General features: G+C 40.7%; 22 protein-coding genes, 1 tRNA gene and 2 pseudogenes. 7 read left to right on the forward strand and 18 right to left on the reverse strand.

Annotation, left to right across the window (positions count from 1 at the left end; all coding sequences use genetic code 11):
• Positions 1-260, forward strand: a pseudogene (locus C228_RS14340) (transposase); the annotation flags it as partial.
• 50 nt (positions 261-310) lie between these two features.
• On the opposite strand, the gene ubiH reads toward C228_RS14340, so the two are convergent.
• The 3 genes from ubiH to selD are packed head-to-tail and all read right to left on the reverse strand — an operon-like array spanning position 311 to position 3,046.
• Positions 311-1,516 carry a 2-octaprenyl-6-methoxyphenyl hydroxylase gene (gene ubiH / locus C228_RS0107400; RefSeq protein WP_018652024.1) on the reverse strand — a complete coding sequence of 402 codons (1,206 nt, stop codon included), beginning with the start codon at positions 1,514-1,516 and terminating at the stop codon, positions 311-313.
• A 9-nt stretch (positions 1,517-1,525) separates the two neighbouring features.
• Complete coding sequence (locus C228_RS0107405; RefSeq protein ID WP_018652025.1) at positions 1,526-1,981, reverse strand: NUDIX hydrolase; 456 nt, start codon at positions 1,979-1,981, stop codon at positions 1,526-1,528.
• 21 nt (positions 1,982-2,002) lie between these two features.
• Positions 2,003-3,046, reverse strand: a complete 1,044-nt coding sequence (selD, locus tag C228_RS0107410) for a selenide, water dikinase SelD (protein ID WP_081618474.1) — start codon at positions 3,044-3,046, stop codon at positions 2,003-2,005.
• A 236-nt stretch (positions 3,047-3,282) separates the two neighbouring features.
• On the opposite strand from selD, the pseudogene C228_RS14825 reads away from it, so the two are divergent.
• The 3 genes and pseudogenes from C228_RS14825 to C228_RS0107430 all read left to right on the forward strand — a co-directional run bounded on the left by C228_RS14825 (position 3,283) and on the right by C228_RS0107430 (position 6,507).
• Positions 3,283-4,268, forward strand: a pseudogene (locus tag C228_RS14825) (virulence RhuM family protein/type II toxin-antitoxin system death-on-curing family toxin).
• A 95-nt stretch (positions 4,269-4,363) separates the two neighbouring features.
• A protein-coding gene (prfB, locus tag C228_RS0107425) for a peptide chain release factor 2 (RefSeq protein WP_100068066.1) occupies positions 4,364-5,462 on the forward strand; the annotation gives its coding sequence in 2 pieces (ribosomal slippage) (positions 4,364-4,438 and positions 4,440-5,462; 1,098 coding nt in all).
• Between the two features lie 70 nt (positions 5,463-5,532).
• The gene (locus tag C228_RS0107430; RefSeq protein WP_018652029.1) at positions 5,533-6,507 is read left to right on the forward strand and encodes an AEC family transporter; all 975 of its coding nucleotides are present in this window, start codon (positions 5,533-5,535) and stop codon (positions 6,505-6,507) included.
• 80 nt (positions 6,508-6,587) lie between these two features.
• Here the strand turns inward: C228_RS0107430 and C228_RS0107435 are convergent, their stop codons facing one another.
• From C228_RS0107435 to C228_RS0107445, 3 genes are all read right to left on the reverse strand, one after another.
• Positions 6,588-7,676, reverse strand: coding sequence for a 5-methyltetrahydropteroyltriglutamate--homocysteine S-methyltransferase (locus C228_RS0107435; protein ID WP_018652030.1), 1,089 nt, complete (start codon positions 7,674-7,676; stop codon positions 6,588-6,590).
• 136 nt (positions 7,677-7,812) lie between these two features.
• Positions 7,813-8,454, reverse strand: coding sequence for an orotate phosphoribosyltransferase (gene pyrE / locus C228_RS0107440; protein ID WP_018652031.1), 642 nt, complete (start codon positions 8,452-8,454; stop codon positions 7,813-7,815).
• Between the two features lie 85 nt (positions 8,455-8,539).
• Complete coding sequence (locus C228_RS0107445; protein ID WP_018652032.1) at positions 8,540-9,382, reverse strand: 23S rRNA (adenine(2030)-N(6))-methyltransferase RlmJ; 843 nt, start codon at positions 9,380-9,382, stop codon at positions 8,540-8,542.
• A gap of 198 nt (positions 9,383-9,580) precedes the next feature.
• Here C228_RS0107445 and ampD point away from each other — a divergent pair, with 198 nt between their 5' ends.
• Complete coding sequence (gene ampD, locus C228_RS0107450; RefSeq protein WP_018652033.1) at positions 9,581-10,132, forward strand: 1,6-anhydro-N-acetylmuramyl-L-alanine amidase AmpD; 552 nt, start codon at positions 9,581-9,583, stop codon at positions 10,130-10,132.
• A gap of 541 nt (positions 10,133-10,673) precedes the next feature.
• Here the strand turns inward: ampD and rluA are convergent.
• The 4 genes from rluA to C228_RS0107470 form a co-directional block, all read right to left on the reverse strand.
• Positions 10,674-11,342, reverse strand: a complete 669-nt coding sequence (rluA, locus tag C228_RS0107455; protein WP_018652034.1) for a bifunctional tRNA pseudouridine(32) synthase/23S rRNA pseudouridine(746) synthase RluA — start codon at positions 11,340-11,342, stop codon at positions 10,674-10,676.
• A 115-nt stretch (positions 11,343-11,457) separates the two neighbouring features.
• Complete coding sequence (gene rapA, locus C228_RS0107460) at positions 11,458-14,367, reverse strand: RNA polymerase-associated protein RapA (RefSeq protein ID WP_018652035.1); 2,910 nt, start codon at positions 14,365-14,367, stop codon at positions 11,458-11,460.
• Positions 14,368-14,516: 149 nt separating this feature from the next.
• Complete coding sequence (locus C228_RS0107465) at positions 14,517-14,876, reverse strand: hypothetical protein (protein ID WP_018652036.1); 360 nt, start codon at positions 14,874-14,876, stop codon at positions 14,517-14,519.
• A gap of 91 nt (positions 14,877-14,967) precedes the next feature.
• Entirely contained in the window at positions 14,968-16,293 is a 1,326-nt protein-coding gene (locus C228_RS0107470) for an anti-phage deoxyguanosine triphosphatase (RefSeq protein ID WP_018652037.1), read from the reverse strand.
• A gap of 57 nt (positions 16,294-16,350) precedes the next feature.
• Between C228_RS0107470 and rlmD the strand changes: the two genes are divergently transcribed.
• On the forward strand, positions 16,351-17,679 hold the full coding sequence (gene rlmD, locus C228_RS0107475; protein WP_018652038.1) for a 23S rRNA (uracil(1939)-C(5))-methyltransferase RlmD: 1,329 nt from the start codon (positions 16,351-16,353) through the stop codon (positions 17,677-17,679).
• 230 nt (positions 17,680-17,909) lie between these two features.
• On the opposite strand, the gene C228_RS0107480 is transcribed toward rlmD, so the two are convergent.
• The 4 genes from C228_RS0107480 to C228_RS0107495 all read right to left on the reverse strand — a co-directional run bounded on the left by C228_RS0107480 (position 17,910) and on the right by C228_RS0107495 (position 20,710).
• A tRNA-Asn gene (locus C228_RS0107480) sits at positions 17,910-17,985 on the reverse strand.
• Between the two features lie 94 nt (positions 17,986-18,079).
• A complete protein-coding gene (gene moeB, locus C228_RS0107485; protein ID WP_018652039.1) occupies positions 18,080-18,826 on the reverse strand; it encodes a molybdopterin-synthase adenylyltransferase MoeB in 747 nt (248 codons plus the stop codon).
• Between the two features lie 9 nt (positions 18,827-18,835).
• Entirely contained in the window at positions 18,836-20,077 is a 1,242-nt protein-coding gene (moeA, locus tag C228_RS0107490) for a molybdopterin molybdotransferase MoeA (protein ID WP_018652040.1), read from the reverse strand.
• Between the two features lie 15 nt (positions 20,078-20,092).
• On the reverse strand, positions 20,093-20,710 hold the full coding sequence (locus C228_RS0107495; protein WP_018652041.1) for a MarC family protein: 618 nt from the start codon (positions 20,708-20,710) through the stop codon (positions 20,093-20,095).
• A gap of 59 nt (positions 20,711-20,769) precedes the next feature.
• On the opposite strand from C228_RS0107495, the gene C228_RS0107500 reads away from it, so the two are divergent.
• On the forward strand, positions 20,770-22,686 hold the full coding sequence (locus C228_RS0107500) for an ABC transporter ATP-binding protein (protein ID WP_018652042.1): 1,917 nt from the start codon (positions 20,770-20,772) through the stop codon (positions 22,684-22,686).
• Between the two features lie 279 nt (positions 22,687-22,965).
• On the opposite strand, the gene C228_RS0107505 is transcribed toward C228_RS0107500, so the two are convergent.
• The 4 genes from C228_RS0107505 to djlA all read right to left on the reverse strand — a co-directional run bounded on the left by C228_RS0107505 (position 22,966) and on the right by djlA (position 26,643).
• Positions 22,966-24,012, reverse strand: coding sequence for a YcjF family protein (locus tag C228_RS0107505; protein WP_018652043.1), 1,047 nt, complete (start codon positions 24,010-24,012; stop codon positions 22,966-22,968).
• An 83-nt stretch (positions 24,013-24,095) separates the two neighbouring features.
• Positions 24,096-25,058, reverse strand: a complete 963-nt coding sequence (gene dusC, locus C228_RS0107510; RefSeq protein WP_018652044.1) for a tRNA dihydrouridine(16) synthase DusC — start codon at positions 25,056-25,058, stop codon at positions 24,096-24,098.
• Between the two features lie 86 nt (positions 25,059-25,144).
• The gene (locus C228_RS0107515) at positions 25,145-25,774 is read right to left on the reverse strand and encodes a DUF2238 domain-containing protein (protein WP_018652045.1); all 630 of its coding nucleotides are present in this window, start codon (positions 25,772-25,774) and stop codon (positions 25,145-25,147) included.
• The gene (djlA, locus tag C228_RS0107520) at positions 25,774-26,643 is read right to left on the reverse strand and encodes a co-chaperone DjlA (protein WP_018652046.1); all 870 of its coding nucleotides are present in this window, start codon (positions 26,641-26,643) and stop codon (positions 25,774-25,776) included. The genes C228_RS0107515 and djlA overlap by 1 nt, the downstream gene beginning before the upstream one ends.
• Positions 26,644-26,946: the final 303 nt, after the last annotated feature.

Genomic DNA, 26,946 nt, shown 5'->3' on the forward strand with positions numbered 1-26,946 from the left:
CAGATGGCAGGCTATCAAGAAATGCTGAAGAAACATCATATTAGACAAAGTATGTCGAGAAAAGGGAATTGCTTGGATAATGGAGCAATGGAAAGTTTCTTTGGGCGGCTGAAGACGGAATGTTACTTTGATAAGCGATTTGAAACCTTCGAACAGCTTGAAAAGTGATTCATGAGTACATTCATTATTACAACAATGAGCGTATTCAAGTTAAATTAAAAGGACTCAGTCCTGTACAATACAGAGAACTCAGTCCTTAAATTAAACCGTCTAACTTTTTGGGGTCAGATCATAATGCGTCCTTTTACTTTTATTGCCAGCCTAACGCTTTATTCGCAATATTTTCTCGCAATAACTTGCTATGAGAAATAGCAAATAATCCTAAATTTCTGACCGCTAGTAGCGGTAATAAATCGCAAGAAAACAGTGAAATCAAACCGCTTGTTAGAGAAATAATCTCTGCTTGATCTTGCTTTCTCAATTGTTCAAATTGATTAAGCAATACGAACTCGCCTAAATCTTTACCTTGCGCAAAGGCTTTGGCTAATAGTTGTGTGAGGGTAAACAGATCTCGCATTCCAAGATTAAAGCCCTGTCCCGCAACCGGGTGCAACAACTGCGCGGCATTACCTACAATCGCCAAGCGATGATGAATATGCGACTGTGCTTTTTGCGAAGTGAGCGGGTAAACAAATCGCTTGCTGACTCGCAAAAATCGTCCTAATTTCCAACCGAATTGCTGCTGTAATTGTGAAAGAAATTCATCATCGGAAAGCTCCATCAAATCTTCAACTTGTTTCACGCACCACACTAATGACATTCGATTATCACTTAACGGCAATAATGCTAATGGACCTTGTGTCGTAAAACGTTCAAAAGCCTGTCCTTGATGCGGTTCGCTGATTTCGACATTCGCAATCAATGCAGATTGTTGATAATCCTTCAATAGCTCTGTTTCAACACCACACTGCTGAGCAATGTGGGATTGAATCCCATCTGCAGCAATTATCAGCTGTGTTCTAATATGTTCGCCGTTTTGTAACGTGAGCAAAACCTCAGTTTGTGAACGTTCGAAATGAGCAATTTGATTCGGGCAAAAGCAACGGATATTCGGCTGTCGCTCAATACAAGCGGTCAGATTTTTGCCTAATTTGGCAAGCTCAACCACTACGCCTAATTGTGCTAAATTCAGTTCGCTCGCTTTTAATGTCGTTTTACCGAAATGTCCGAGATCCGACACCTGAATCTGCTGGATTGGCGTTGCAATTTGCTGAATTTGTTCGGCAAGTTCCCCACCAACAAGCGGTCGAATTTGGGCAAATTTTTGCAAACTGCCTTGTGCTAATGCAATGCTACGTGCATCAAAACCGCCTTGTTGCGTATAATCATGCAACTGTTTTTCAACGATCGCAATCCGCATTTTATGCTGCGACAAGCTGCTTAACGCCAATGCCAACACAGAACCGGTCACCGCCCCACCGACAATAACCACATCAAATTGAAATTGCTCGACCATCCCCACCTCTTATTCGAACACACGCAACACATCAAGCGGATAGCTTTCACCGCTCAAATAATCTTCGATTGACTGGCTAACTAACGGATTACGTTCACATTGACCTTCTTGCTGAATAAAATACTTAAATTCCTCTAAACTCAACCAAAAGCCTTGAGTAATATCGCTATCTTGCGGCGAAATCGGCACAAAATCATCCAACTCAACTGCAAATACAAAACGTAAATAATCGGCTTGCGAACGAGGAGCGTGCCATTGATAAATTTTGATTAAACGTTGAATCTCAGCACGAATCCCTGTTTCTTCAAATAACTCTCTACTTGCCCCTTCCAACAATGTTTCATTTGCTTCTAAATGTCCTGCCGGTTGGTTTAAGGTACGCTTACCGTATTCAATTTCTTCCACAAATAAGAATTTACCTTTGCAATGCACCACACAGGCTAAGGTGATATTTGGTTTATGCATATTCACTCCTCGCTTTTCCGCTTAAATAACCTCAATTAACGACTTTGTATTGTCCGCATCAAGTAAACACCCAACCCTAAATAAAGGCACATCTGCCTGTTTTGCAATTTGTCGCACATTTTCGACCGCTTGCGGACGCACCGCAATCAACAAACCGCCGGAAGTTTGTGGATCACATAAAATTGCTTTTTGCTCATCGGTCATCGTAGAAATCAAATGTCCATAGCTATCAAAGTTACGGTTCGTTCCGCCCGGTACAGCACCTTGAGCAATATACTCTTTCACACCGTCAAGCGTATGGATTTCAGCAAAATTCACTTCGGCACGTACATTCGAACCTTGGCAGATTTCACTTAAATGCCCCAATAAGCCAAAGCCGGTTACATCCGTCATTGCCGTCACATCTGCTAATTGTGAAAATTGTGCGCCAATCAAATTGATCTGACACATCACATCACGCGCTAAATTCTGATGTTCCACTTTTAATAAACCTTTTTTCTCAGCAGTTGTCAGCACACCGATACCGAGTGGTTTAGTTAAAAACAGCTCGCAACCGACTTCTGCCGAAGCATTCTTTTTCACCTGTTCGGTACTCACCATACCGGTCACCGCTAGCCCGAAAATCGGCTCAGGCGAATCAATCGAATGACCGCCGGCTAAAGCAATACCGGCCTGCTGACAAGCAAAACGTCCGCCTTCCACAATTTTTTGTGCGACTTCTGCCGGTAATTTATTTATCGGGAAACCCAAAATCGCAATCGCCATAATCGGCTTACCGCCCATCGCAAACACATCACTCAACGCATTTGCTGCGGCAATACGTCCAAAATCAAACGGTTCGTCCACAATCGGCATAAAAAAGTCTGTGGTACTGATAATACCAACGCCATTACCGATGTCATACACAGCGGCATCATCGGCGGTCTCATTACCCACTAATAAATTCGGATCAACAAATTTTTCCAGCTGACTTTGTAAAATTGTCCCTAACACCTTAGGAGAAATTTTACAGCCTCAACCCGCACCGTGACTGTATTGCGTCAAACGAATCGGTTCTTCCGCCATGTTATACCTCGTAATCTATCTCAGGATGTCGCTATTGTACGCCAACAAGCGGTCAGATTTGAGCAATTTTTTGCAAAAATCTAAAAGAGAAGGCAGATATTCAGCCAAAGTGAATAATTGCCCTCTCCTGTTCCCGTGCCAATTTTTTGTAAATCTTCGATCTACATCGCAAAACTGCTCGAATATTTCTCCTCTTATTCCGCTAAGGTAATTAAATCAATAAAAAGGAGAAAATTATGACTAACCCCATAGAAATTTACCAAGCAAAAGACGGTTCAACTCAAGTTGAAGTTTATTTTGAAAATGAAACCGTTTGGCTTTCGCAAGCTCAAATGGCGAAGATTTTTGAAACAACTATCAATAACATAAATATTCACTTATAGAACATTTTTGAAGAAAGAGAACTTAATGAAAATCGAACTATTAAGGATTTCTTAATAGTTCGACAAGAAGGGAAAAGACAAGTTAAACGCCAAGTTAAACATTACAATTTAGATGCCATAATCTCTGTTGGCTATCGAATTAAGTCCCGAGCTGCTACTCAATTTCGCATTTGGGCGACCACTCGTTTAACAGATTATTTAACGAAAGACTACGCCATTAATCAAAAACGTTTGCGACAAAATGCCTATGAATTAGAACAAGCCTTAGCTTTAATTCAAAAAACAGCAAATTCTTCAGAACTAACAATCGAAAGCGGGCGAGGTTTGGTTGATATTGTCAGCCGTTATACTCATACGTTTTTATGGTTGCAACAATATAATGAGGGTTTGCTAATCGAACCCAAAGTTCAAGCCGGAGGGCAATTACCGACTATTCAACAAGCGAAGCTAGCATTAAGAGAATTAAAACGACAATTAATGGTTTGAGGTGAAGCGTCAAATTTATTCGGGCTTGAGCGTGATAACGGGCTATCCTCCATTTTAGGCAATCTTGAACAAACTGTATTCGGTGAACCAGCTTATCCGAGTACGAAGCAAAAGCGGCTCATTTACTCTATTTCATTGTAAAAAATCACCCGTTTGCAGATGGCAATAAACGAAGTGGTGCTTTCTTATTCGTCGATTTTCTGCATAGAAATCAACGTCTGTCTAAGCAAAATAATATCCCGATTATTAATGATACCGGACTTGCTGCTCTCACGTTATTAGTTGCCGAATCCGATCCGAAACAGAAAGAAACTTTAATTAGATTGATTATGCATATGTTGAAGAAAGAATAACAAGCGGCCAAATCTGCGCAATTTTTTGCAAAAATCCCCAAAAAAATGACCGCTTGCGCTATAATTCTCGGTCAATTTTAAAAGAGGGAAAAATAATGTTTGAACTGAATCCAATTAAAACTCAATTAGCCGATTTAACCGAGCGTACTAACGTACTTCGGGGGTATCTTTGACTTTGATGCCAAAGTCGAGCGTTTAGAAGAAGTCAATGCCGAATTAGAACAACCGGAAATTTGGAATACGCCGGAAAAAGCCCAAGCGTTAGGTAAAGAACGCTCGGCGTTAGAAATGGTGGTCAATACCATTCGTACGCTAGATCAAGGTGTGGAAGATGTTGAAGGCTTAATCGAATTAGCCGTAGAAGCGGAAGACGAGGATACATTTAACGAAGCACAAGCTGAAGCAAACGAATTAGAAGAAAAATTAGCGAAACTTGAATTCCAACGAATGTTTAGCGGTCAGCACGATGCGGCTGATTGTTATGTCGATTTACAAGCCGGCTCAGGCGGTACGGAAGCACAAGACTGGACGGAAATGTTACTGCGTATGTATTTACGTTGGGCGGAAAGCAAAGGCTTTAAAACCGAGTTAATCGAGGTGTCGGATGGTGATGTTGCCGGTTTAAAATCAGCTACCGTGAAAATCACCGGTGAATATGCGTTCGGTTGGCTACGTACTGAAACCGGTATTCACCGTTTGGTGCGTAAATCGCCATTTGATTCGAATAACCGCCGCCATACTTCATTTGCGGCTGCCTTCGTTTATCCGGAAATTGATGACGATATTGATATCGAGATCAATCCGGCGGATTTACGTATTGATGTATACCGTGCGTCCGGTGCGGGTGGTCAGCACGTCAATAAAACCGAATCGGCGGTGCGTATTACTCATATTCCATCCGGTATTGTGGTGCAATGTCAGAACGGTCGTTCGCAACACCAAAACAAAGATCAATGTATGAAGCAGCTGAAAGCGAAATTATACGAGATGGAAATGATGAAGAAGAATGCGGAAAAACAAGCGATGGAAGAAAGTAAATCGGATATCGGCTGGGGCAGCCAAATTCGTTCATACGTATTAGATGACTCTCGTATCAAAGATTTGCGTACCGGCGTTGAAAATCGCAATACCCAAGCGGTACTTGACGGTGACTTAGACAAATTTATTGAAGCCAGTCTTAAAGCAGGGCTTTAATTGCAAAGCGGTTAAATTTGTAAAAAATTTTGCAAATTTAACCGCTTGTTTGTTTTAGCGAGGAATCTCTATGTTCTTAGAAGCTCTTCAATTCAGTGTTAGCACGACTTTGCCGACCATTCTATTAATGTTTGCCGGTATATTGTTGCGCCGCAAAAAATATATTGATGATCATTTTTGTAATATGGCATCGAAAAGTCTGTTTAATTTTGCGATTCCTACCTTGCTCTTTTTGAATATGCAAAAAGGCGAATTAAATTATGCGGCAAATATTCCGCTAATTCTGACCGCGATTATCGGCACACTGACAATCTACCTTGTTGCCGAATGGTGGGTTGGGAAATATATTGCAGACAAACCGTTTCGTGCCGTTTTCACTCAAGGGACATTCCGTAGCAACATTGCAATTCTTGGTTTGGCATTGATTATGAATGCTTATGGCAACGAGGCGGTGGCCTCTGCTTCGATTTACGTGGCTGTCTCTGTGATTTTATTCAATACATTAGCAGTTATCACTCTGACTAAAGCATTTAGTGACGGCAAACCTAAGCTCTGCAAATTATTTATTTCCATTTTGAAAAATCCATTGATTATTGGTTTGGTACTTGGGCTTATCTTCAACGAACTCAAACTGGAATTACCTACCCCATTACTTAAAACCGGGCAAGCTATTGGCGGGCTCACCTTGCCACTTGCGCTCATTTGTACCGGCGCAAGTATTGATTTTAAACAGCTACGCAAATTTAAAAAGGGCGAAGACAGTACAACTAACCGTTTAGTTTTACTTTCTGCGAGCATTCGCTTATTCGTCGCCCCTGTTTTCCTATTCAGTTTAGGTAAATGGGTATTTGACTTATCACCAATGGAACTCGGTATCGTCTTTCTTAGCACTTCGGCACCGACTGCCGCCGCCACTTATGCGATGATTCGTAATTACGGCGGCGATGCTGTTTCTACGGCTAATTTAATCGGTATTACCACTGTTGGCTCAATGTTTACTTCTAGTTTTGGTTTGCTGATCTTACGCCAGCTTGGCTGGGTATAACTTGCAAAAAAATCATAAAAAATGACCGCTTGCATATCTAACAAGCGGCCATTTTTACTTAAAAAGTTGCAAATAAAGAATTAATCTTCGCCCCACACTTCTTTCGCAATTTCTTCCACGTGACGTACTTTCGCCCATTGCTGCGCTTCAGTCATCACATTGCCCTCTTCAGTTGAAGCGAAACCACATTGCGGACTTAAACAAAGTTGCTCAAGCGGTACATATTTCGCCGCTTCGGCAATACGTGCCTTAATCGCTTCTTTGTCTTCTAATTCCGGGAATTTTGAGCTCACTAAACCTAACACTACACGGCCTTTATTGTTCGCAAAATGTTTTAATGGTTCAAAACCACCTGAACGTTCATCATCATACTCTAAGAAGTAACCGTCATAATTGGTTTGACCGAATAAGCCGTCTGCGATTGGGTCATAAGCGCCTTCTAATAAATAAGACGATTTATAGTTACCACGGCAAACGTGAGTGGTAACAGTTAAATCTGCCGGTTTATCCGCTAAAATCGCTTGAATATTCGCAACCGCTTGCGCTTTATCCGCTTCAAAGGTCGGTTGTTGATAGTTGTTGCAGAGCGATCCCCAATACACGTCATCAATTTGTAAATAACGGCAACCTGCATCATAGAATGCCTTAATCGCCTCTTTATAAGCTTGCTGAACATCTTTAGCAAATTCTTCACGGGTTGCGTAGATACCGTGATCCCATTGTGCCGGATACATTAATTGGTTCGGACTTGGAATGGTGAATTTTGCTACTGCTCTGCCTGCGACAATCGCATTAAATTTTTTGAAATGTTCAAGGAATGGGTGGTTTGGATTCCAAGATACTTTACCGCAACAACGAGTGTTATAAGGACGCACTTCTACACCTTTAAATGCGTAAGCTTTTTCAGGCACATAACCTTCAATACCGTTTAAGTTCTCTAAGAAATCAATATGCCACCAAGAGCGATGGAATTCGCCGTCTGTTACCACTTGAATGCCCGCGTCTAACTGCTCTTGGACTAATTTTTTTACTTCTTCTTCAACAATTGCGTCACGCGCTTCAAGCGAAATTTTGCTGGCTTTGTAATCCGCATGTGCTTTTTTCCACGCATCCGTTCTTAAGTATGAACCTACTGTATCTGCATGAAAAGGCAAATTTTTTGCTATCATAATTAGGGTACTCCATTAATGTTGTGCTTTGCCATTATCCTAAGCGAACGACATATGTTACTCAAGGAAAATGACTCAAATTAATGTGAAAATTTTTCGATTTTTCATGAAATTAATTCATAATTAATTTCAACATTTACACACCATACTGCTTGCGATAAGCGCACATCGAAGTTAAATATGGCGCATATTGTTCAGATTTTTCAATAAATTGAATTAAATCATCAAAATCAACAATTGAAAAAACTTGGCAACCATAATCACGCTCCACCTCCTGAATCGCAGAAAGCTCGCCTTTGCCTTTTTCTTTACGATTTAAGGCAATCAATACACCGGCTAATTCCGCCTTGTTGGCATTGATGATTTCCATTGATTCACGAATTGCCGTGCCGGCGGTAATCACATCATCAACTAATAAAATTCTGCCTTTCAGTGGCGAACCGATAAGATTACCGCCCTCGCCGTGATCTTTCGCTTCTTTACGGTTAAAGCAGCAAGGTTTATCCACATTAAATTGATTTACTAACGCAACTGCAACCGTGGTTGCAATTGGGATACCTTTATAAGCGGGTCCGAAAAGTACATCAAAATTCAGACCGCTTGTTTGGATCGCTTGCGCGTAAAACTCACCGAGTTTGGCAAGATCTCTGCCAGTGTTGAATAAGCCCGCATTAAAAAAGTAAGGGCTTTTTCTACCTGATTTCAGAGTAAATTCACCGAATTTTAAAACATTACGGCCTAATGCAAATTCAATAAAATCGTGTTTATATTGTTCCATGTTGTTTCCTTATATAAAAAAACCACAGATAACACGGATTTTCACGGAAACTTCCGTTTATTTATGTTATCTGTGGCTACTCAAATTATTCCGGCGTGATCCAACTCACTGTCCACGAAGCAGTTCTTTCAGGAACTAAAACTTCTGCAAGATACGGCAGCACTTTTTTCATCTGACTTTCTAATTGCCAAGGCGGGTTAATTACAATCATACCGCTTGCGGTCATACCACGTTGATCCGAATCCGGACGCACTGCTAATTCAATTTGTAAAATTTTGCGGATACCGGTATCAGCTAAACCACGCATAATACGTTTAGTATGCTGACGTAATACAACTGGATACCAAATCGCATAAATACCTGTTACAAAACGTTTATAGCCTTCCTCAATCGCTTTCACTACCAACTCATAATCTTCTTTTAATTCATATGGCGGATCGATTAAGACAAAACCGCGACGTTCTTTCGGCGGTAATGCCGATTTTAATTGCTGAAACCCGTTTTCACGCTTAGCCACTACATTCTCTTTCTTAGCAAATTCTTGACGTAACAACGGAAAATCGTTCGGATGTAACTCAGTTAAAATTGCACGATCCTGCGGACGTAACTGGTTAACCGCCAATAACGGCGAACCAGCGTAGTAACGTAATTTATCGCCTTTATTAATTTTTTTCAGTTCGTTAATGTATAAAGCCACTTCTTCCGGTAAATCTGTACGCTCCCATAAACGGGCTACGCCCTCTAAGTACTCTCCGGTTTTCTCCGACTCTGCACTCAATAAACTATAACGCCCAACACCGGAATGAGTATCAAGATAAAGAAAGCCTTTATCTTTCTGTTTTAATGATTGTAAAATCAAAAGTTGAACAATATGTTTCACTACATCGGCGTGGTTACCTGCGTGGAAACTATGTCGATAACTAAGCATAATTCTCTCTTTATTTCAATAAGTTAATTCATCAATTTTAACACGGAATAACATAGAAACACAGAAATGTCATCGTAATTTTACATTACGTTGCGTAACATTTTATGTGAAAACAATATTTTCATGAACTATTGTTCAATAATTTTTTCACGCTTCCATTTCATCACGCTTAACACCAGAATAAACATAAGGCAGAATATGAATCTTACTATTCAAAACGGAAAATTAATTCACCAACGACAAGTTCCATCCCCTCATTTTAATCAAAGACCTAAAGAAAATGATATTTCACTCCTCGTGATTCATTATATTAGTCTACCACCGGAAGAATTCGGTAGTAATTTTATCGACCAATTTTTTCAAGGAAATCTAGATCCGACCATTCATCCTTATTTTGAAGAAATAAAAGATCTACGTGTTTCTGCACATTGTTTAATTAATCGCAAGGGGGGAATTACCCAATATGTGAATTTTAATGATATGGCATGGCATGCAGGATTATCCGAATTTAACGGACGAGATAAATGTAATGAATATTCAATAGGTATTGAATTAGAAGGGAGTAACAACCAGCCTTTTACAGAACAGCAGTATCAATCACTCGCAGGTCTAACCAAGGAAATTATAGCGGCGTATCCGGCCATCACACCTGAGCGTATTGTCGGTCATAATGACGTTTCCCCCGGCAGAAAAATCGACCCTGGTCAATATTTCAATTGGGAATATTATATAACATTAATAACTAGATAAAATTTATATAATATATTTTAATATAAATTTGAAATATTTTAATAATTATTTATTAATAATAGAATTTAAAATAAAAAAAGGGCTAGGTGATTAGCCTAGCCAATAAGATAATATAATGAATAAAATTTTCTTAGTTATTTAACGACTGTCCCCTCTGCAATTATGTGGTATTGCCGAAGTTACGAAATATATTTTATTCCAAATAAAATAAATTACAAGCTATTTTTAAACGAAAGATAAATTATTTTTCATCTTTCGTTTAAAAACTTATTTTCTTAAACAAAATGTATAACTGAACAATGTTCAGTTTAAAAACACTTTCTTACATTCCTATATTAAAAAATAAAAACATACACTAACTTAATATTCAGCATTAAAAGCAAAAAAGCTAGTTCCGAAGAACTAGCCAATATTAGGAATGAATAAAATTTTCTAAGCCATCTGATGATAGCCTGTTTCATGACAAGGGCTAACTTGCCTAAAACAGTTACATAATAACGTTAATTTACACTAAAGCAAAGTTATTTAAATAAAAACTTACTTAAAATTCTGCAGTAGCACTAAAAATCATCACTTCGCCGGTAATCGGGTGCGTAATGGTTAAACTTTCTGCATGTAAACACAATCTAGGCGCTAAACTTTTAGCTAACGGGTTAGCATAAAATTTATCACCGAGAATTGGATGTCCTAACGCAAGCGAATGCACTCTTAGCTGATGTGAACGACCGGTAATCGGGGTAAGCTTCACTCGAGTGGTATTATTCGGTAAATGTGCCAATACTTCATAATGCGTAATCGCCTTTTTGCCTCGTTCGTAGCAAATTTTCTGACGAGGGCGATTTTCCCAGTCACAAATCAGTGGAAAATTCATTTCGCCGGTATCACCGACTTTTTCGCCTAATTTGCCCCAAAGCAAAGCGATATAATGCTTTTTCGGCTCTCGTTCACGAAATTGACGCTTTAACTCTTTCTCCGCCGCTTTACTGAGAGCGAATAACAGAATGCCGCTGGTTGCCATATCCAAACGGTGTGCAGGTTCGGTAAAGCCGTATTTCTGCTGTATACGAGTCATTGCACTGTCATAATACTCCGGACGATTGCCCGGTACGGAAAGCAAACCGCTTGGTTTATTAATCACTAAAATATGATTATCACGATAAACCTCCGTTAAAAACGGTTCAAGCGGAGGATGATATTCAATTAATGCCATTTTTGTTACCATAAAAAACACGGAATGGACGAATATAAGAAACAAGCGGTGAATTTTGAAGCTTTTTCTGCAAATTCACGCTTGCCGTGTTTCCGTCTATTCCGTGATAAATACTCTATTCTTTATTACTTACAATGACACGTAAGCTGTCTAAACGCCAATTCGCTAATGCAATTTGATTAAGCGATTCGACACGTTGTTTTTCCAGTGCATCAATTTCATCAGCACGAATATTTTTATTCACCGCTTGTAACGAGGTCAAACGGTGCAATTCCGCACTTAAGGTACTATCCGCTTCTTGGCTGGCTTTTTCAATTAATTCCGGTAATTTGGCTGCAATTTTTTGCTCGCTGATACTAATTAATTTCTTAATATCCGCTTGCGCCATTTTCGCAATTTTATTTGCCATTTGTTTATTCACCGGTTTTAACTGCTTCTCAAGCCCTGCAAACGACACCTGAGCCGCCATATCGTTACCTTTATTATCTAATAAGATACGCACTGGTGTCGGCGGCAGGAAACGCGTTAAATTTAAGCCTTTCGGCGCTTGTGTTTCCACCATATAGATTGCTTCAAGCAATAAAGTACCTGCCGGTAAGTTTTTATTAATCAGTAACGAAATTGCCGATTTACCGATATCGCCGGAAGTAATCAAGTCAATACCGTTACGAATCATTGGGTGATCCCAAGTTAAAAACTCAACGTCTTCTCGCATTAGTGCAAGCTGACGATCAAAGGTCACTGTCGTACCGTCTTCTGCAATACCCGGAAAATCCGGCACAAGCATATGACCGGTCGGACTAATCACGATAGATTGCTCGCCTAAATCTTCCTGTTCTAAGCCGATAACATCAAATAAGCTCAACGCAAAATTAACTAAGTGCGGATTATTATCTTCTTTCGCAATCGCTTCAGCGAGTTCCTGTGCTGCTTCACCGCCATTTGAATTTAGCTCAAGCAAACGATCTCGACCTTGCTCTAATTCCACTTTCAACTGTTGCTGGCGCTTAAAGGTTTTTGCAAGAAACTCGTCCAATCCGACCGCTTGCGGGTTCTTCAGGAAAGTTTCCAACTCTTCACCAAATTCACGGAATAATGCAGCGCCCATCGGACAAGTTTCTTCAAACGCATTCAAACCTTGATGATACCAAGTCGCTAATACCATTTGCATTGAATTTTCAAAACATGGTACGTAAATCTGAATGTCATTTTTCTGACCGATGCGGTCTAAACGTCCGATACTTTGTTCCAATAAGTCCGGATTATCCGGTAAATTGAACAGCACTAAATTGCTCGCAAATTGGAAGTTACGTCCTTCCGAGCCGATATTTGAACTAATCAAGACCTGAGCGCCCTCTTCCATTTGTGCAAAATAAGCGGAAGCTCTGTCTCGTTCTACAATCGACATTTTTTCATGGAACACCGCTGAGCGAATAGCCTCACGTTCACGTAGAATTTGCTCAAGCGCAATTGCCGTATCCGCTTGCTTACAAATTACTAAGATTTTCTCGTCACGGTGATTTTTCAGGAAAGTAATCAACCATTCGATACGAGGGTCAAAATCCGCCCATTTTGCCGCTGGATTCATACGTTGGAATAAACGTTCCGGATAAAGCTGATCATCTTTGGTTACACCGCCCATCATACCCATCATTTTTAACGCATTGGTATATTGGCTCGGCATTTCCAAGGTAATTTGATGATAAACACGATGTGGGAAACCTTTCACGCCCTGACGCGTATTACGGAATAACACTCGGCTTGTACCGTGGCGGTCAATCAGTTCACGAATCAATTCTTGACGCACTTGCAAGCGGTCATTTTCTTTCGATTTTTCGCTATTGATCACTTTAAACATCGGTTCGGTATCTTGCTCACTGAGTAATTCTGCAATGCTATTTTGCTCGTCATCGCTCAACGGCTTGTCATTCAATAAGCTTGCTACTGCATCCGCTACCGGTTTGTAATCTTTTTGTTCGGCAACAAAGCGGTTGTAATCATAGAAACGATCCACATCCAATAATGCCAAACGGGCAAAGTGACTTTCTTGCCCTAATTGCTCCGGCGTTGCAGTTAGAAGTAATACAGCCGGGGTTTGTTTTGATAAACGCTCAACAAATTGATAGCCGACACTTAGATCGTTTTCCGACCATTCTAAGTGGTGTGCTTCATCCACGATGAGCATATCCCAATTGCTTGCCAATACTTGTTTAGCTCGATTCGGTGAACTTTCTAACCAGTTGATTGAAGCTATCACTAACGCTTCACTATCAAACGGATTTTCGCTGACATCATTGCCGTCTTCATCCGCTTTATCAAAATCGGTACAACGTTCTTCATCAAATAATGAGAATTTCAGGTTGAAACGACGTAACATTTCAACCAACCACTGATGTTGCAAGCTTTCCGGTACAAGCACTAATACACGTTCCACTCTGCCGGAGAAAAATTGTTGCTGTAAAATCATCCCCGCTTCAATGGTTTTACCTAAACCGACTTCATCTGCTAATAACACACGAGGCGCAACACGCTGTCCGACTTCTTTAGCGATATGTAATTGGTGCGGAATTAAGCTCGCACGAATACCTCGCATTCCTCGTAATGGCGATTGAAATTGAGCTTGTTGGTGCTGTAATGCTCGATAACGTAAAGCAAAACGGTCGGAACGGTCAATTTGTGCTGAAAATAAGCGGTCTTGCGGCTTGCTGAAGTTTACTTTATGGTCTAACTGCATTTCAGGCAATACCGCTTCTTCACCGGAATCCGCTCGCTTACCTAAATAGATAATAAAGCCTTGGTTTTCAACAACCTCTTCAACATCTAACTGCCATCCCTCTACACTATTGATACGATCGCCTTTTTGAAATTGCACACGTGTTAAAGGCGCAACTGAAAGCGCATAAATACGCTCTTCCTCAGCGGCAGGGAATTGAATAGTGACAGTACGATTATCACTTGCTGTAACGATACCTAAACCTAAATTATTTTCTGACTCGCTGATCCAGCGCTGACCTACTACGAACATTTTGGGGTTATTTCTCCTATCTATAAATTCCTATTTATTCTACCAAATTTAACGACTCAAAGCGGTCTGATTTATAAAGAATTTTACAAATTTTGGGCATAAAAAAACCGCTTGCAACTAGCAAACGGTTTCTTTAAAAACATACCGGATTAGTTTTTATCTAAGTCTAAATCCGCTTTATATTCAATACGGTTATGATCTTTAATTTGAATATCAAGCTCTTGATCGCCACGCTCAAATTTAAGATCCGCATCATCTCTTTCAATTTCAGCTTCTGTTACTCGGAAATCATGACGTTTTGCATGTGAAATCGCATTTTTAGCAATTACACGCACATCGTTACCACGTAAGCGATATTCCACTTCATATTCGCCATTACCTTGGCGATCCGCTTTTACTAATTTACCATTCGGGCGATAAATTTCACGGGGAATATCTGTGGCAAATGCCGTTGCAGTAAATAAGCCTAATGTCATTGCTAATAAAGTTGCTTTCGATAACATTTTCATAATTGTCCTTCCGTAATAAAGATGAAAAATTGTAATACTCCATTTTGGATGCACATAAGACGAATAAATAGCCGCTTAGTTCTTCAAGTTTTTATAAACTTTGGTAAAGTTTGAACGCTTGTCCATCCGACATACTAGCTAGATAATCGCAAATCACACGAGGGCGTTTTGCCACTTCAGCCTGTTGCCAACGTAAAGCGACATTTTGTGGCAATAAACGCTCCGGATCGGTACTTAGCATATCGTACAACGCCATTAAAATACGCTGACCTTTATACTCCACCCTTTGCGTTTTTACATCACAAATCACATATTGATACACAAAGCATTTTAAAATTTCTAACACACATTTCACATCATCCGGTAAATAAGCATTAAAACGTAATAATGGCTCATCAAAGCCCGCTTGCTCACGCCATTGGACGTTAGTCACAAAATAATTAACTAAAGCACCGATTACATCTTTCCGTTCATAACGATGTTGTGAAAATAATTTCTGGCTAAGGGTCGGTAAAATCGTTTGAATCCAACCGGAAGCACACTGTTCCAGCTGTTGCTGTGCCTGCTGCCACGATTGTGGCGTGACCATACCGCCGGCAATCGCATCTTCCAAATCGTGTACGCCGTATGCAATATCATCGGCAAGTTCCATAATGCTGCAATCCAGCGATTTATATTTAGTTTTATGCGGTTCAAGCGGATCCTTACTGAAACTTATCATACGCAATAATTTACGATCTTGCTCGCTTAACGGTGCTAACACCCAATCGAAAAAGGTTTGATCATCGCTAAATATGCCCTTACAGGTTTTGAATTGATGTAAGTTGATATAAGGTGACTCGGCAAATTGCGGACGAGCTTGCGGTTCGGTTTCTTCAAGCAGTGCAGGATATTTAATAATACCTAACAAGGTTCTGCGAGTGAGATTCATACCGTGTTGCGGCGTATAGGGTTCAAGTTGAGTCACAATCCGAAACGACTGGGCATTGCCTTCAAAACCGCCATATTCACGCATTTTATAATTGAGTGCCATTTCGCCGCCGTGTCCGAATGGTGGGTGTCCAATGTCATGTGCAAAACAAAGTGATTCAATCAAACTGCGAGACGGCAATAAAGCGGTCAAATTTTCGGCTAAATTTGCAAATTTTTGATCAGAAACGACCGTTTGAAAGGCTTGTTTCTCTCGTAATAATTTGGCACGGATACTACTACCGATCTGCGCGACTTCAAGCGAGTGAGTCAGACGTGTACGATAAAAATCATCTTCACCAACTGCGTGAATCTGTGTTTTAGCTTGTAGGCAACGAAAGGCTTCGGAATGCAAAATTCTCGCACGATCTCGCTGAAACGGTGAACGGTGGTCTTGTTCCCGTTTTTTATCCTCCAAAAAGCGTTCGGTCCAAACATTCGAAATCATCTTTCCCTCTTTTTCATATATAATAACTGACTTTACGAATTTGATTTTACACTAAAAATGGCACTGTTCTACTCTGAAAAAGCTGCAAAACAGCAAGCAAAAAAATCAGCGAAAATAACCGCTTATCCGCCGGTTAGTATTCAATCTTTGGACTACCAAGGTTTAGGCGTGGCGAAAATAGGCGGTAAAACTTGGTTTATCGAAAACGCCTTACCTAACGAACAAGTTGAAATCCAAGTGTTGGAAGAAAAACGTCAATACGGACGGGCGAAAGCGGTTAAAATTTTAAAGCAATCCGCCGAACGCCAACAGCCGAGTTGTACTCTCTACGGCAAATGTGGTGGCTGCCAAATGCAGCACATTCCGCTAGATTTACAGCGTGAATCAAAACAGCAGGCACTCTTTCAACGCTTACAAAAACTGCAATCACAGCCGATTAATTTTCAACCGATGATCGTCGGTAACGATAAGGGCTATCGTCGCCGAGCAAAACTCAGTATTGCGTTACAAAATAATCAGTTAGTGATTGGTTTTAAAATGCAAAATTCAAACCAAATCATACCGCTTGAACAGTGTGAAGTGTTGGTGGAATCGCTTTCTCAGCTTATCAAACCGCTACAAGTTCTATTTAGCACGTGGAAGAATAAAAAAACACTTGGACATATTGAACTGGTTCAAGCGAATAATACGATTGCGATGTTGGTACGTAACGTAGGACAATTCCATCCGCAAGATAGCCAAAATTTGCAACAATTTGCCGAAAAATATTCACTTTCATTGTTTGTTATGGCCGCTGAAAATGATATCGTTCAACTAAATGGCGAAGCACCGTACTACCAAATTCATGGTATAAAATTGGGCTTTTCGATTCGTGATTTTATTCAAGTGAATGGCAACCTAAATGAAAAAATGGTGGATAAAGCGCTGGAATGGCTCAATCTTTCTGCGCAAGATAGAGTATTGGATTTATTCTGTGGTATGGGCAACTTCACCTTGCCAATTGCCAAACACGCCGGCTTTGTTGTGGGTGTAGAAGGCGTTGAAACGATGGTTGAACAAGCCAAGCAGAATCAAGCTACAAGCGGTCTAAAAAACGTAGAATTTTACCAAACCAACCTAGGCGAACCTTTTGCCGATAAAGCGTGGGCAAGTGAGCCGTTTAACAAAGTTTTATTAGATCCGGCGCGTAACGGCGCATTTTTCTGCTTGGATCACTTAGCCGCATTGAATCCCGAAACGATTGTCTATGTTTCCTGCAACCCCGCCACATTAGTGCGAGATGCGGAAAAACTAATTCAAGCCGGTTATAAACTGCAAAAAGCGGCAATGATCGATATGTTCCCACATACCGGACATTTGGAATCTATCTCGTTATTTACTAAATAATGAACACATTATCACAGCATAAACCGAAATTAGGTTGATTTATACTTAGGATATTCTGTGATGATAATCTTGAAGAAATAGGAATTGTTTTGACAAGATATAGAAAAAAAGAAACCCCATAGAAAACCTACGGGGCAAATTCTTTTGTTCTAATTCTGGAGGTATGAATCACTGTTTTATAAAAGGAGACAAATAAAACAAGAACAAAAGCAAAACTAAAGGAAATTAGTTGGCTCCTCCTGCGGGACTCGAACCTGCGACATATGGATTAACAGTCCACCGTTCTACCGACTGAACTAAGGAGGAACATTTCGGTAAAAAATAATAGCGCTAAACCGTTTTAGCGTCAAACGCTATAACCTAACTTGTCAATTCTTTGCAATTCTTGAATTTTAGCGACCTATTCACAACAAATTTCACAATTTTTAAGTTTCGGTAGCTTCATTTCTCTTACCGAAAAATGTAAGCCATCAATCATCAATAATCTTCCAGCTAAACTTTTACCGATGTTCAGCAATAATTTTATTGCCTCCAATGCTTGTAAGCTCCCAACCACACCAACGATCGGCGCAATCACACCGGCTTCTACACAACTTAAAGTGCTGTCACCAAATAATTGACTTAAACAATTGTAACAAGGCTCATCTTCCGCATAAGTAAATACCGAAATTTGACCTTCAAAGCGAATTGCCGAGCCGGAAACAAGCGGTCGTTTTTGGGCAAAACATTGCAAATTAAGCTGATTTCGAACCGTAACGTTATCGGTGCAGTCCACAACTAAATCCACTCGCTCAATCAACTCGGCAAATTCGGCATCGCTACATTGTTTATTAATCGCCTCAAGCTGAATATGCGGATTGATTTGGCTTAAACGCGCTTTTGCCGACTCTACTTTCGGCTGACCGATATTGGCATCCGTATGCAAAATTTGACGCTGTAAATTGGATAATGAGACCTCATCAAAATCAACCAAGATCAAATGCCCGACACCGGCAGAAGCCAAATATTGCGCAGCACTACAGCCCAAACCGCCAAGCCCGACAATCAATACGCAGCTTACTTTTAACTTTTCTTGTCCGTCAAAATCAACTCTTTTTAAAATAATTTGACGGTTATAGCGCAACATTTCCTGATCGCTAAGTTCCATATTCACTCACTATCTCAATAAACTATTAAACGGCTGAATCGTCACTTTTTCACCGGCATTTACATTGCCTCGTTCTGTTTCTAATACAATAAAGCAATTACTTTCATAAAAAGCACTGAAAATATGCGAGCCTTGCGGGCCGACCGAACGCACTGCTACTTCGCCCTGTCCATTCACATAATAGAAACCACGTTGGAAATCTTGGCGACCCACCGCTTTCTTCAAATTCGTATCTACAATAGCGGTTAAATTTTGGGTAAGATTTGCAATACGCTCCGCATTCACACCGGCTAATTTGGCTAACGCCGGTTGCACTAATTGGTAAAAGGTGACTAAAGCGGAAACCGGATTACCCGGTAAACCGAAGAACCAAGCGTGTTGCAATTTACCGAAAGCGAACGATTTGCCCGGTTTCATCGCAATTTTCCAAAAGCAGATTTCGCCCAGTTTTTCTAACACATCTTTGGTGAAATCCGCTTCACCAACTGACACACCGCCGCTGGTAATTAATACGTCCGCTTGCTGTTGCGCTTGATTGAACATTTGTTCGAATATGGCCGGATCGTCCGCTAAAATGCCAAAATCTAAAATCTCACAATTTAACTTTTCTAACATTAAACGCACCGCAAAACGGTTCGTATCATAAATTTTGCCTTGTTCTAGCGGCTGACCGACCGAAGTTAATTCATCACCTGTGGAAAGAATCGCGACTTTTAAACGGCTAAATACCGACACTTGCGCAATACCTAACGAAGCTAATAACGGCAAAGTGGTTACGTTTAATAAACTGCCTTTCGCTAACACCAATGCGCCTTGTTTTACGTCTTCACCGATTCGGCGAATGTTTTGCCCAAGCTTCGGCGTTTTGCAAAATTTCACTAAAATTTGACCGCTTGCTAGGGTTTCTGCTTCCGTTTCTTCTTGCATCACCACCACATCACAATCTGCCGGCACCACCGCACCAGTCATAATGCGAACACATTCACCGGCTTTTACTTCTCCGGTAAACGGATTGCCAGCAAAAGATTTACCAGCAACGGTTAAACGTTCGAATTGTGCAAGATCCGCTAAACGAAACGCGTAGCCGTCCATTGCCGAATTATCGAAACTTGGTACATTAATCGGGGAAAAAATATCTTCTGCTAAAATACGATTCGCACACTCTGCCAGTGTTAATGTTTCTGTTTTTGATGCTGTCGGTAAGCGGTTTAGCATCTCTTGTAATGCTTCCGACAAAGTACGTAATGCCATAAAATCCTCAGTTATTTAACTCACTTGAATAAAGAAATCTCGCACACCGACTAATAAATTATTAATCGCAACTGACGCTAAAATTAAGCCCATTACACGGCTAATGATCGCCGCTCCCGCATTACCAATAAAGTGTTGAATGCGATTTGCCGCCAGTAAAAATAAGTAGGTAATCGCCAATACCGACAGCATAATACCTGCCGTAACCACTTGATCAGTAATACTAAAACGGTGGTTATCCGTAAGTAATACAATTGCCATCATCGCTCCCGGCGAAGCAATAGATGGCACTGCTAAAGGGTAAACCGCCAGCTCACTAATACGGGCTTTTATTTTCATTTCTTGTTCCGGTTTACTCTCACCAAAAATCATTGTTAACGCAAACAGTAATAATACTAAGCCACCGGCGGCTTGGAATGCCGATAGCGGAATCTGCATTGCTTCCAGCAACATCTGTCCGCCGACTAAGAAAAACATTAAAATACCAGCAGAAATCACCACCGCATTACGTGCAATTTTACGGCGATCTTCGATTGGTAAACCGATCGTTTTCGCCAAATACACTGGAATTGAACCGATAGGGTCAATTACCGCCCACAATACAACAAATTGCACGGCTAATGAATCAAACATAGCTTCCTCTATTTATGTTAGAATATCGGTAAAATTTTAACATAAACCAAGCATTTATAATGATTTTTTTCACCGATCTTATCTTAAAACGTGGACAATCCGTCCTTTTAGAAAATACCTCCGTCACCATTCATACCGGTCAAAAAGTTGGACTGGTCGGTAAAAACGGTTGTGGTAAATCTTCACTTTTCGCTTTAGTGAAAGGCGAATTACAACTGGAAGGCGGCGATGTTTCTCTGCCGAAAAACTGGGCGATTTCTTGGGTAAATCAAGAAACACCGGCGCTTGAAATTTCCGCATTGGATTATGTGATCCAAGGCGATCGCGAATATACCGGTTTAATGAGCCAACTAGAAAAAGCCAATCAAGAAAATAACGGCAATCAAATTGCTCTCATTCACACTCAACTGGATACAATTGACGCATGGACAATTCAAGCCCGAGCAGCAACGTTGTTAAACGGTTTGGGCTTCGCTAACGAACAACTTGCTTTACCGGTAAAATCATTCTCGGGCGGTTGGCGTATGCGTTTGAATTTAGCGCAAGCGCTGATCTGCCGTTCTGATTTGCTGTTACTTGATGAACCAACTAACCACTTGGATTTAGATGCGGTGATCTGGCTGGAAAAATGGCTGACCAATTATCGTGGTACGCTATTGCTAATTTCCCATGACCGAGATTTTCTTGATCCGATAATTGATCGCGTGATTCATATCGAAAATCAGCAATTGAATGATTACACCGGTAACTACACCTCGTTTGAAATTCAGCGTGCGACCAAAATCTCGCAACAAAATGCCGCTTACGCACAGCAACAGCGTAAAGTTGCTCATTTACAAAGCTTTATCGACCGTTTTAAAGCCAAAGCAACCAAAGCGAAGCAGGCACAAAGCCGTATCAAAGCATTGGAAAAAATGGAACTGATTGCGCCGGCTTATGCGGATAGCCCGTTTGAATTTGAATTCCGTCCGCCGCTTGCATTACCAAGCCCGTTATTAATGATGGAAAAAGCCAGCGCAGGTTACGGTGACAAGACCATTTTAGAATCGGTTAAACTGAATTTAGTGCCCGGCTCACGTATCGGTTTACTCGGTCGCAACGGCGCGGGTAAATCAACGCTAATTAAATTACTCGCCGGCGAATTAGCACCGCAAACCGGACATATTCAATTAGCCAAAGGTGTGCAATTAGGTTATTTCGCACAATATCAAATGGATACGTTACGCTTTGATGAAAGCCCGTTATGGCATTTGCAGAAAATTGCACCGGAACTAACCGAACAAGAAGTACGTAATTATTTAGGCGGTTTTGATTTTAAAGGCGATAAAGTGAAACAAAACGTCGGCTCGTTTTCCGGCGGGGAAAAAGCCCGTTTGGTGTTAGCGTTAATCGTATGGCAACGCCCAAATTTACTGTTGTTGGACGAACCGACCAACCATTTAGATCTGGAAATGCGTCAAGCGCTAACCGATGCGCTCACTTATTATGAAGGCTCACTAGTGGTGGTGTCACACGATCGCCATTTATTGCGTAGTACGGTGAATGAATTTTATCTGGTGCATGATAAAAAAGTGGAAGAATTCAAAGGCGATCTGAATGATTACCAAAAATGGCTAAACGAACAAAATGCGCTTGAAGCTGCAAAAAATTCAGGAAATTCGACCGCTTGTGCAGAGGAAAAAGCAGATAATAGCGCCGCAAATCGTAAGGAACAGAAGCGTTTAGAAGCAGAATTACGCCAACAAACCGCACCATTACGCAAAAAGATCACACAGTTAGAGAAAGATCTTGAAAAAGCGAGTGAAAAGCTAAATCAGCTCGAAGCACTACTGGCTTCAAGCGAGATCTATGAAGCGGAAAATAAAGCGCAACTTACCGAAGCACTCGCGAAGCAAATCGAAGCGAAAAAAGCCGTTGAAGAAATTGAAATGGAATGGCTGGACTGCCAAGAACAGCTTGAGGAATTGCTCAGCTAATTCTGCTTCCTTGGCGCATTGCTGAAATCCTAGCACGGCAAAGCCTTGCTAGGTTAAACAGAATTCAGTTTGTAGGGGCGGACCGAGGTGTCCGCCCGTGATATACAAATCTCATTGATTTTTTTGGGCGAACACATCGATTCGCCCCTACGTTTCATTTATCAACAATTTTATGCAACTGCCACATTATACCGGCTTTTTTAAAAATCCCACCGCTTGTTTTCTTTTCTGTGTTCTCCGTGTATTCCGTGGCGATTAAAACACTAAGCCACGAAATATCTATACCTTCTCACTCACTTTTTCTTCTGCTTTCGCAAAAATCGTGTTTTTAACCGAAGTTAATAATTGTTGGCGAATTGCAGAAAGTTTCGGTTTTTCGCCCGCTTGGAAAGCAACCGGACGACAAAATTCCATCGCTTTAATGCCTAATCTTGCAGTGAGCAAACCTACACCAATGCCCTGTGCGGCACGCAGTGAAAGTTTAGCAGTTAAATTCTGTGAGAAGAATTCCATACCAACATCGCTCACCACTTCAGTTGCACCGGCAAATACCATGTTAGTTAATACCATTTTGAATAATTTCAAACGGCTGAAATAACCTAATTGCATACCGTAGGTTTTGCTAATTTTATTGACCAATGCAATATTTCGCCAAGCGACCATCAACACATCCACAACGGCTAACGGGCTAACCGCCACAATCACCGCATTTTCAGTCGCACTTTTTGAAATCATTTTTTTCACTTGCTTATCAAGCGGTGTGAGCACCGTTTCACTAAATAGGTAAAGCACTTCTTTTGCATTGTAAGCCTCATTTAATTGGCTTTGCCAACGTTGTTGCGAATGTTGTACGCTTGGCACATTTTTTAAATTCGCCACAACCTCATTGCAAAAATTCACCGCTTTTTCACCGCTTGTCGTTGAAAGTTCTTCTAAAAGTAATTGTTCGCTTACTTGCTGTTGTTGCTGATGATGACGTAAAAAAACTAACTTCCGCCATTCGCCGATAATCGCAACCACACCGGTTAAACTGATTAAGGCGAACACAATGGCAAAAGCAAAATAAATCCATTGACGAGCTTGGAAGGTGTCAATCAACCATTGTACACTTTGTGCAATCACGGCAATGCTAAATACCCCCAACGCAAACAGTAATACTCTTACCCAAAAACGCGACGGCTTTAGGCTTTCTTCAACAATTAATTTCGCTTCAACCTCTTGATATTCCTCTTCAATTTGAACATCTTCCGAAGCCTCAAACTCCTGTTTCGCCACAAATTGCTGTTCTGTTGTGACTTCTTGCTCACTAAATATTTGTTTCTTCATTGTTTTCTCTTTTCAATTAACCACAGAATACACTCACAGCCTTTTCCGTGTATTCTGTGGTTTCCGTGGTTAAAACCCTATTGTTAAATCTCTTGATTTACCACTCGTTCAATATGCCCTTTTAGACCGTCATAGCCGTGCTCCGTTTTGAGTATTTGGAACAAATCTTTGGCTTCCGGATATTCCTTATCTAAATAATGTAGCCACTGTTTGATTCGTGCAACATGATAAAAGCCCGAGTCATGCTCATTTTCCATATTTACATATTGAAACAGTAATTGCAGCACCTCGTGCCATGACATTTTAGGCTGATTAAATTTCACCACTCGGCTAAGGTTCGGCGTGTTTAATGCGCCTCGCCCGATCATTAAACTCGAACAAGCGGTCGTATTTTGACAATTTTTTGCAGATTCAAAATCCCAAATTTCACCATTAGCAATCACAGGAATCGAAAGACGTTTTCGAATTTCGCCGATTGCCTGCCAATTAATGCGTTCCGCTCGATAACCATCTTGTTTGGTACGACCGTGTACGGTAATTTCATTTGCACTACCTTGTGCCACCGCATCGGCAATTTCAAAACATTGATCCGCTGAATCCCAACCTAAACGCACTTTTACCGAGACGATTTGATTTTGTGGAACAGCTTCTCGCATTGCTTTGGTTGCACGGTAAATCAAATCCGGATCTTTTAGCAATGATGCCCCGCCATTACTGCCGTTTACCGTTTTAGACGGACAACCGCAATTCAAATCCACCCCATGCGATCCCAACTCAATCGCCAACTGTGCATTTTCTGCCAACCATTGCGGATGTTGTCCTAATAACTGCACTCGCACAGGCGTACCAGAATCGGTTAAACCTCCCTGCAACAATTCAGGTGCAAGACGATAAAATGCTTTCTTCGGCAATTTTTGATCCACCACTCGCACAAATTCTGAAATGCACAGATCGTAATCATTTACTGCCGTCAGTAATTTGCGAACAAAGGGATCTAATACGCCTTGCATCGGCGCTAAAATAACTTTGGGTATCGTATTCATCATTCAATTTTTTGCTTATTCGATTCAAAAAGAAAGCGGTCAATTTTTGCAAAATTTTTACCAAAAATGACCGCTTGAAATGGTTAATGCTATTCGTAAAAATGGGAACGAATCCGCAGGTCTGGACGGGCAATCAGATAAATAATAAGCGCGGTAATTGCCCCTAAAGTATCGGCTAACATATCTTTTTGTGCGTCCCAAATGTCGCCTTGCGAGCCCAAAAACTCGATGCCTGCATTACCGCCTTCAACTACCGCATATTGCCATTCGATAATCTCATAACTTGCGGCAACCGCCATAATAAAGAATAACGAAAAGAATATTGCAACACCTAATCCGCATTTACGGCGACGTAATAACCATTCCGCCATCGGGAAACTATAAAAGCCGATAATGTAGTGTGCCACTCTATCAAAATGATTACGATCTTCGCCTAAAATCGGAGTGAGAAACTGATTCGCCCAGTCAAAAGGCACATTGGCAAAGGTATATTTGGCACCGATTAAGTGCATAATCATCCATAAGGACATTAAGATATAGGCTAAACCGCTAAATTGAAATTTAGAGTATGTAAAAATCAGTAGCCCAAATACCACAAAAATTGGTATCACTTCCGCATAGCAGACCGCCCGATCTGACGGAGTGATCCCTGACCATATCGCAATTGCAGTAATCACAATCACTAAAAACAGCGGAATAATATGTGAGCGCTGTTCCATTATTTCCATCCTTTTACTTTACAGATTAAATCGTAAGCGGCTTGAATTTGTTGAGCTTTCTCTTTCGCTAATTCCATCATCTCATCCGGTAGACCTTTTGCCGCCAGCTTATCCGGATGATGTTCGTTCATCAATTTACGGTAAGCACGTTTTACAGCAGTTTGATCATCATTTGCGGTAACACCTAAAACTTTATAAGCAGCATCAATGCTCGGCGCACTACTATTCGTTTGTCGATAGCCACCATATCCGCCTTGCGATTGCTGATAATCACCACCTTGCTGATATTGCTCTTGATAAAAGCCACCGTTTCTAAATTGCTGTGCAGCCATAACCATCGCAATCATACGCTCAAATTGGAAACGACTCATTCCCATAGTTTCGGCAATCGTAAATAGAATTTGCTGTTCATTGGCATCCAATTGTCCATCATGTAGGGCCGCCTGCATCTGAACTTCTACAAAAAAGCGTAATAAATCTGCACGCTGACCACAAGCTTCTCTGAATTCCTGAATAACTTGGCGTAACGGGAAATCAGCCTCTTTACCTAAGGTAAACGCTTGTTGTGCAAGTTGTTGGGCATTAGCATCTAATTTTAGGCGACTCATTAACTGACGAGCCAAATGAATATCATCTTCCGTTACACGCCCTTTTGCTTTCGCAATATGTCCTAATACGGCAAATGTCGTCTGAGTGAAAAGTGATTGACGTGTTAAGTTTTTGCCAAAAATGGTTGAGCGAACCGAACCTAATTCATAAAGCTTCTTATCCGCAAGATGACCGATAAAAGCCCCTAATAGTCCACCAAAAAAGCTATGAAAGATTTGATAGCCGAAGAAGAATCCAATAATTTTTCCGATAAATTGCATTTGTTGTCCTTGTTTAATTCCCAGACGAATATCGTTAAGCAGTTATTTTAGCTTAAAATACTTAAAATAGAATTAAATCTTTATCTTACAGAACTAATTATCTTTCGAGAGAATATTATTCATATACGGATAATTATTTCAGAGTGAAAAGTAATTATGGGGATTAAATCTAAAAAAACAAAGAGGAAGGGCTAAATAATAAGTTACAAAAACTTTCAGTTTTGTAAAAAAGAAATGAAATAAGACCGCTTGTCATCGCATGATGAATAAAGCCCTGAAAAATCAGGGCCTTATTTTTGTCTT

The sequence above is a fragment of the Actinobacillus capsulatus DSM 19761 genome (assembly GCF_000374285.1).
Classification (GTDB): domain Bacteria; phylum Pseudomonadota; class Gammaproteobacteria; order Enterobacterales; family Pasteurellaceae; genus Actinobacillus; species Actinobacillus capsulatus.

What these genes read in the sequence shown, in the direction of transcription:
- moeB (WP_018652039.1), bottom strand. Translation starts at nt 18,826, where the DNA reads ATGGAACTTAGCGATCAGGAAATGTTGCGCTATAACCGTCAAATTATT.
- C228_RS0107435 (WP_018652030.1), bottom strand. Translation starts at nt 7,676, where the DNA reads ATGATAGCAAAAAATTTGCCTTTTCATGCAGATACAGTAGGTTCATAC.
- djlA (WP_018652046.1), bottom strand. Translation starts at nt 26,643, where the DNA reads ATGCAATTTATCGGAAAAATTATTGGATTCTTCTTCGGCTATCAAATC.
- ubiH (WP_018652024.1), bottom strand. Translation starts at nt 1,516, where the DNA reads ATGGTCGAGCAATTTCAATTTGATGTGGTTATTGTCGGTGGGGCGGTG.
- C228_RS0107445 (WP_018652032.1), bottom strand. Translation starts at nt 9,382, where the DNA reads ATGCTTAGTTATCGACATAGTTTCCACGCAGGTAACCACGCCGATGTA.
- C228_RS0107405 (WP_018652025.1), bottom strand. Translation starts at nt 1,981, where the DNA reads ATGCATAAACCAAATATCACCTTAGCCTGTGTGGTGCATTGCAAAGGT.
- rlmD (WP_018652038.1), top strand. Translation starts at nt 16,351, where the DNA reads ATGGCACTGTTCTACTCTGAAAAAGCTGCAAAACAGCAAGCAAAAAAA.
- C228_RS0107465 (WP_018652036.1), bottom strand. Translation starts at nt 14,876, where the DNA reads ATGAAAATGTTATCGAAAGCAACTTTATTAGCAATGACATTAGGCTTA.
- C228_RS0107500 (WP_018652042.1), top strand. Translation starts at nt 20,770, where the DNA reads ATGATTTTTTTCACCGATCTTATCTTAAAACGTGGACAATCCGTCCTT.
- C228_RS0107515 (WP_018652045.1), bottom strand. Translation starts at nt 25,774, where the DNA reads ATGGAACAGCGCTCACATATTATTCCGCTGTTTTTAGTGATTGTGATT.
- pyrE (WP_018652031.1), bottom strand. Translation starts at nt 8,454, where the DNA reads ATGGAACAATATAAACACGATTTTATTGAATTTGCATTAGGCCGTAAT.
- ampD (WP_018652033.1), top strand. Translation starts at nt 9,581, where the DNA reads ATGAATCTTACTATTCAAAACGGAAAATTAATTCACCAACGACAAGTT.
- rluA (WP_018652034.1), bottom strand. Translation starts at nt 11,342, where the DNA reads ATGGCATTAATTGAATATCATCCTCCGCTTGAACCGTTTTTAACGGAG.
- C228_RS0107505 (WP_018652043.1), bottom strand. Translation starts at nt 24,012, where the DNA reads ATGAAGAAACAAATATTTAGTGAGCAAGAAGTCACAACAGAACAGCAA.
- C228_RS0107430 (WP_018652029.1), top strand. Translation starts at nt 5,533, where the DNA reads ATGTTCTTAGAAGCTCTTCAATTCAGTGTTAGCACGACTTTGCCGACC.
- moeA (WP_018652040.1), bottom strand. Translation starts at nt 20,077, where the DNA reads ATGGCATTACGTACTTTGTCGGAAGCATTACAAGAGATGCTAAACCGC.
- C228_RS0107495 (WP_018652041.1), bottom strand. Translation starts at nt 20,710, where the DNA reads ATGTTTGATTCATTAGCCGTGCAATTTGTTGTATTGTGGGCGGTAATT.
- C228_RS0107470 (WP_018652037.1), bottom strand. Translation starts at nt 16,293, where the DNA reads ATGATTTCGAATGTTTGGACCGAACGCTTTTTGGAGGATAAAAAACGG.
- dusC (WP_018652044.1), bottom strand. Translation starts at nt 25,058, where the DNA reads ATGATGAATACGATACCCAAAGTTATTTTAGCGCCGATGCAAGGCGTA.
- rapA (WP_018652035.1), bottom strand. Translation starts at nt 14,367, where the DNA reads ATGTTCGTAGTAGGTCAGCGCTGGATCAGCGAGTCAGAAAATAATTTA.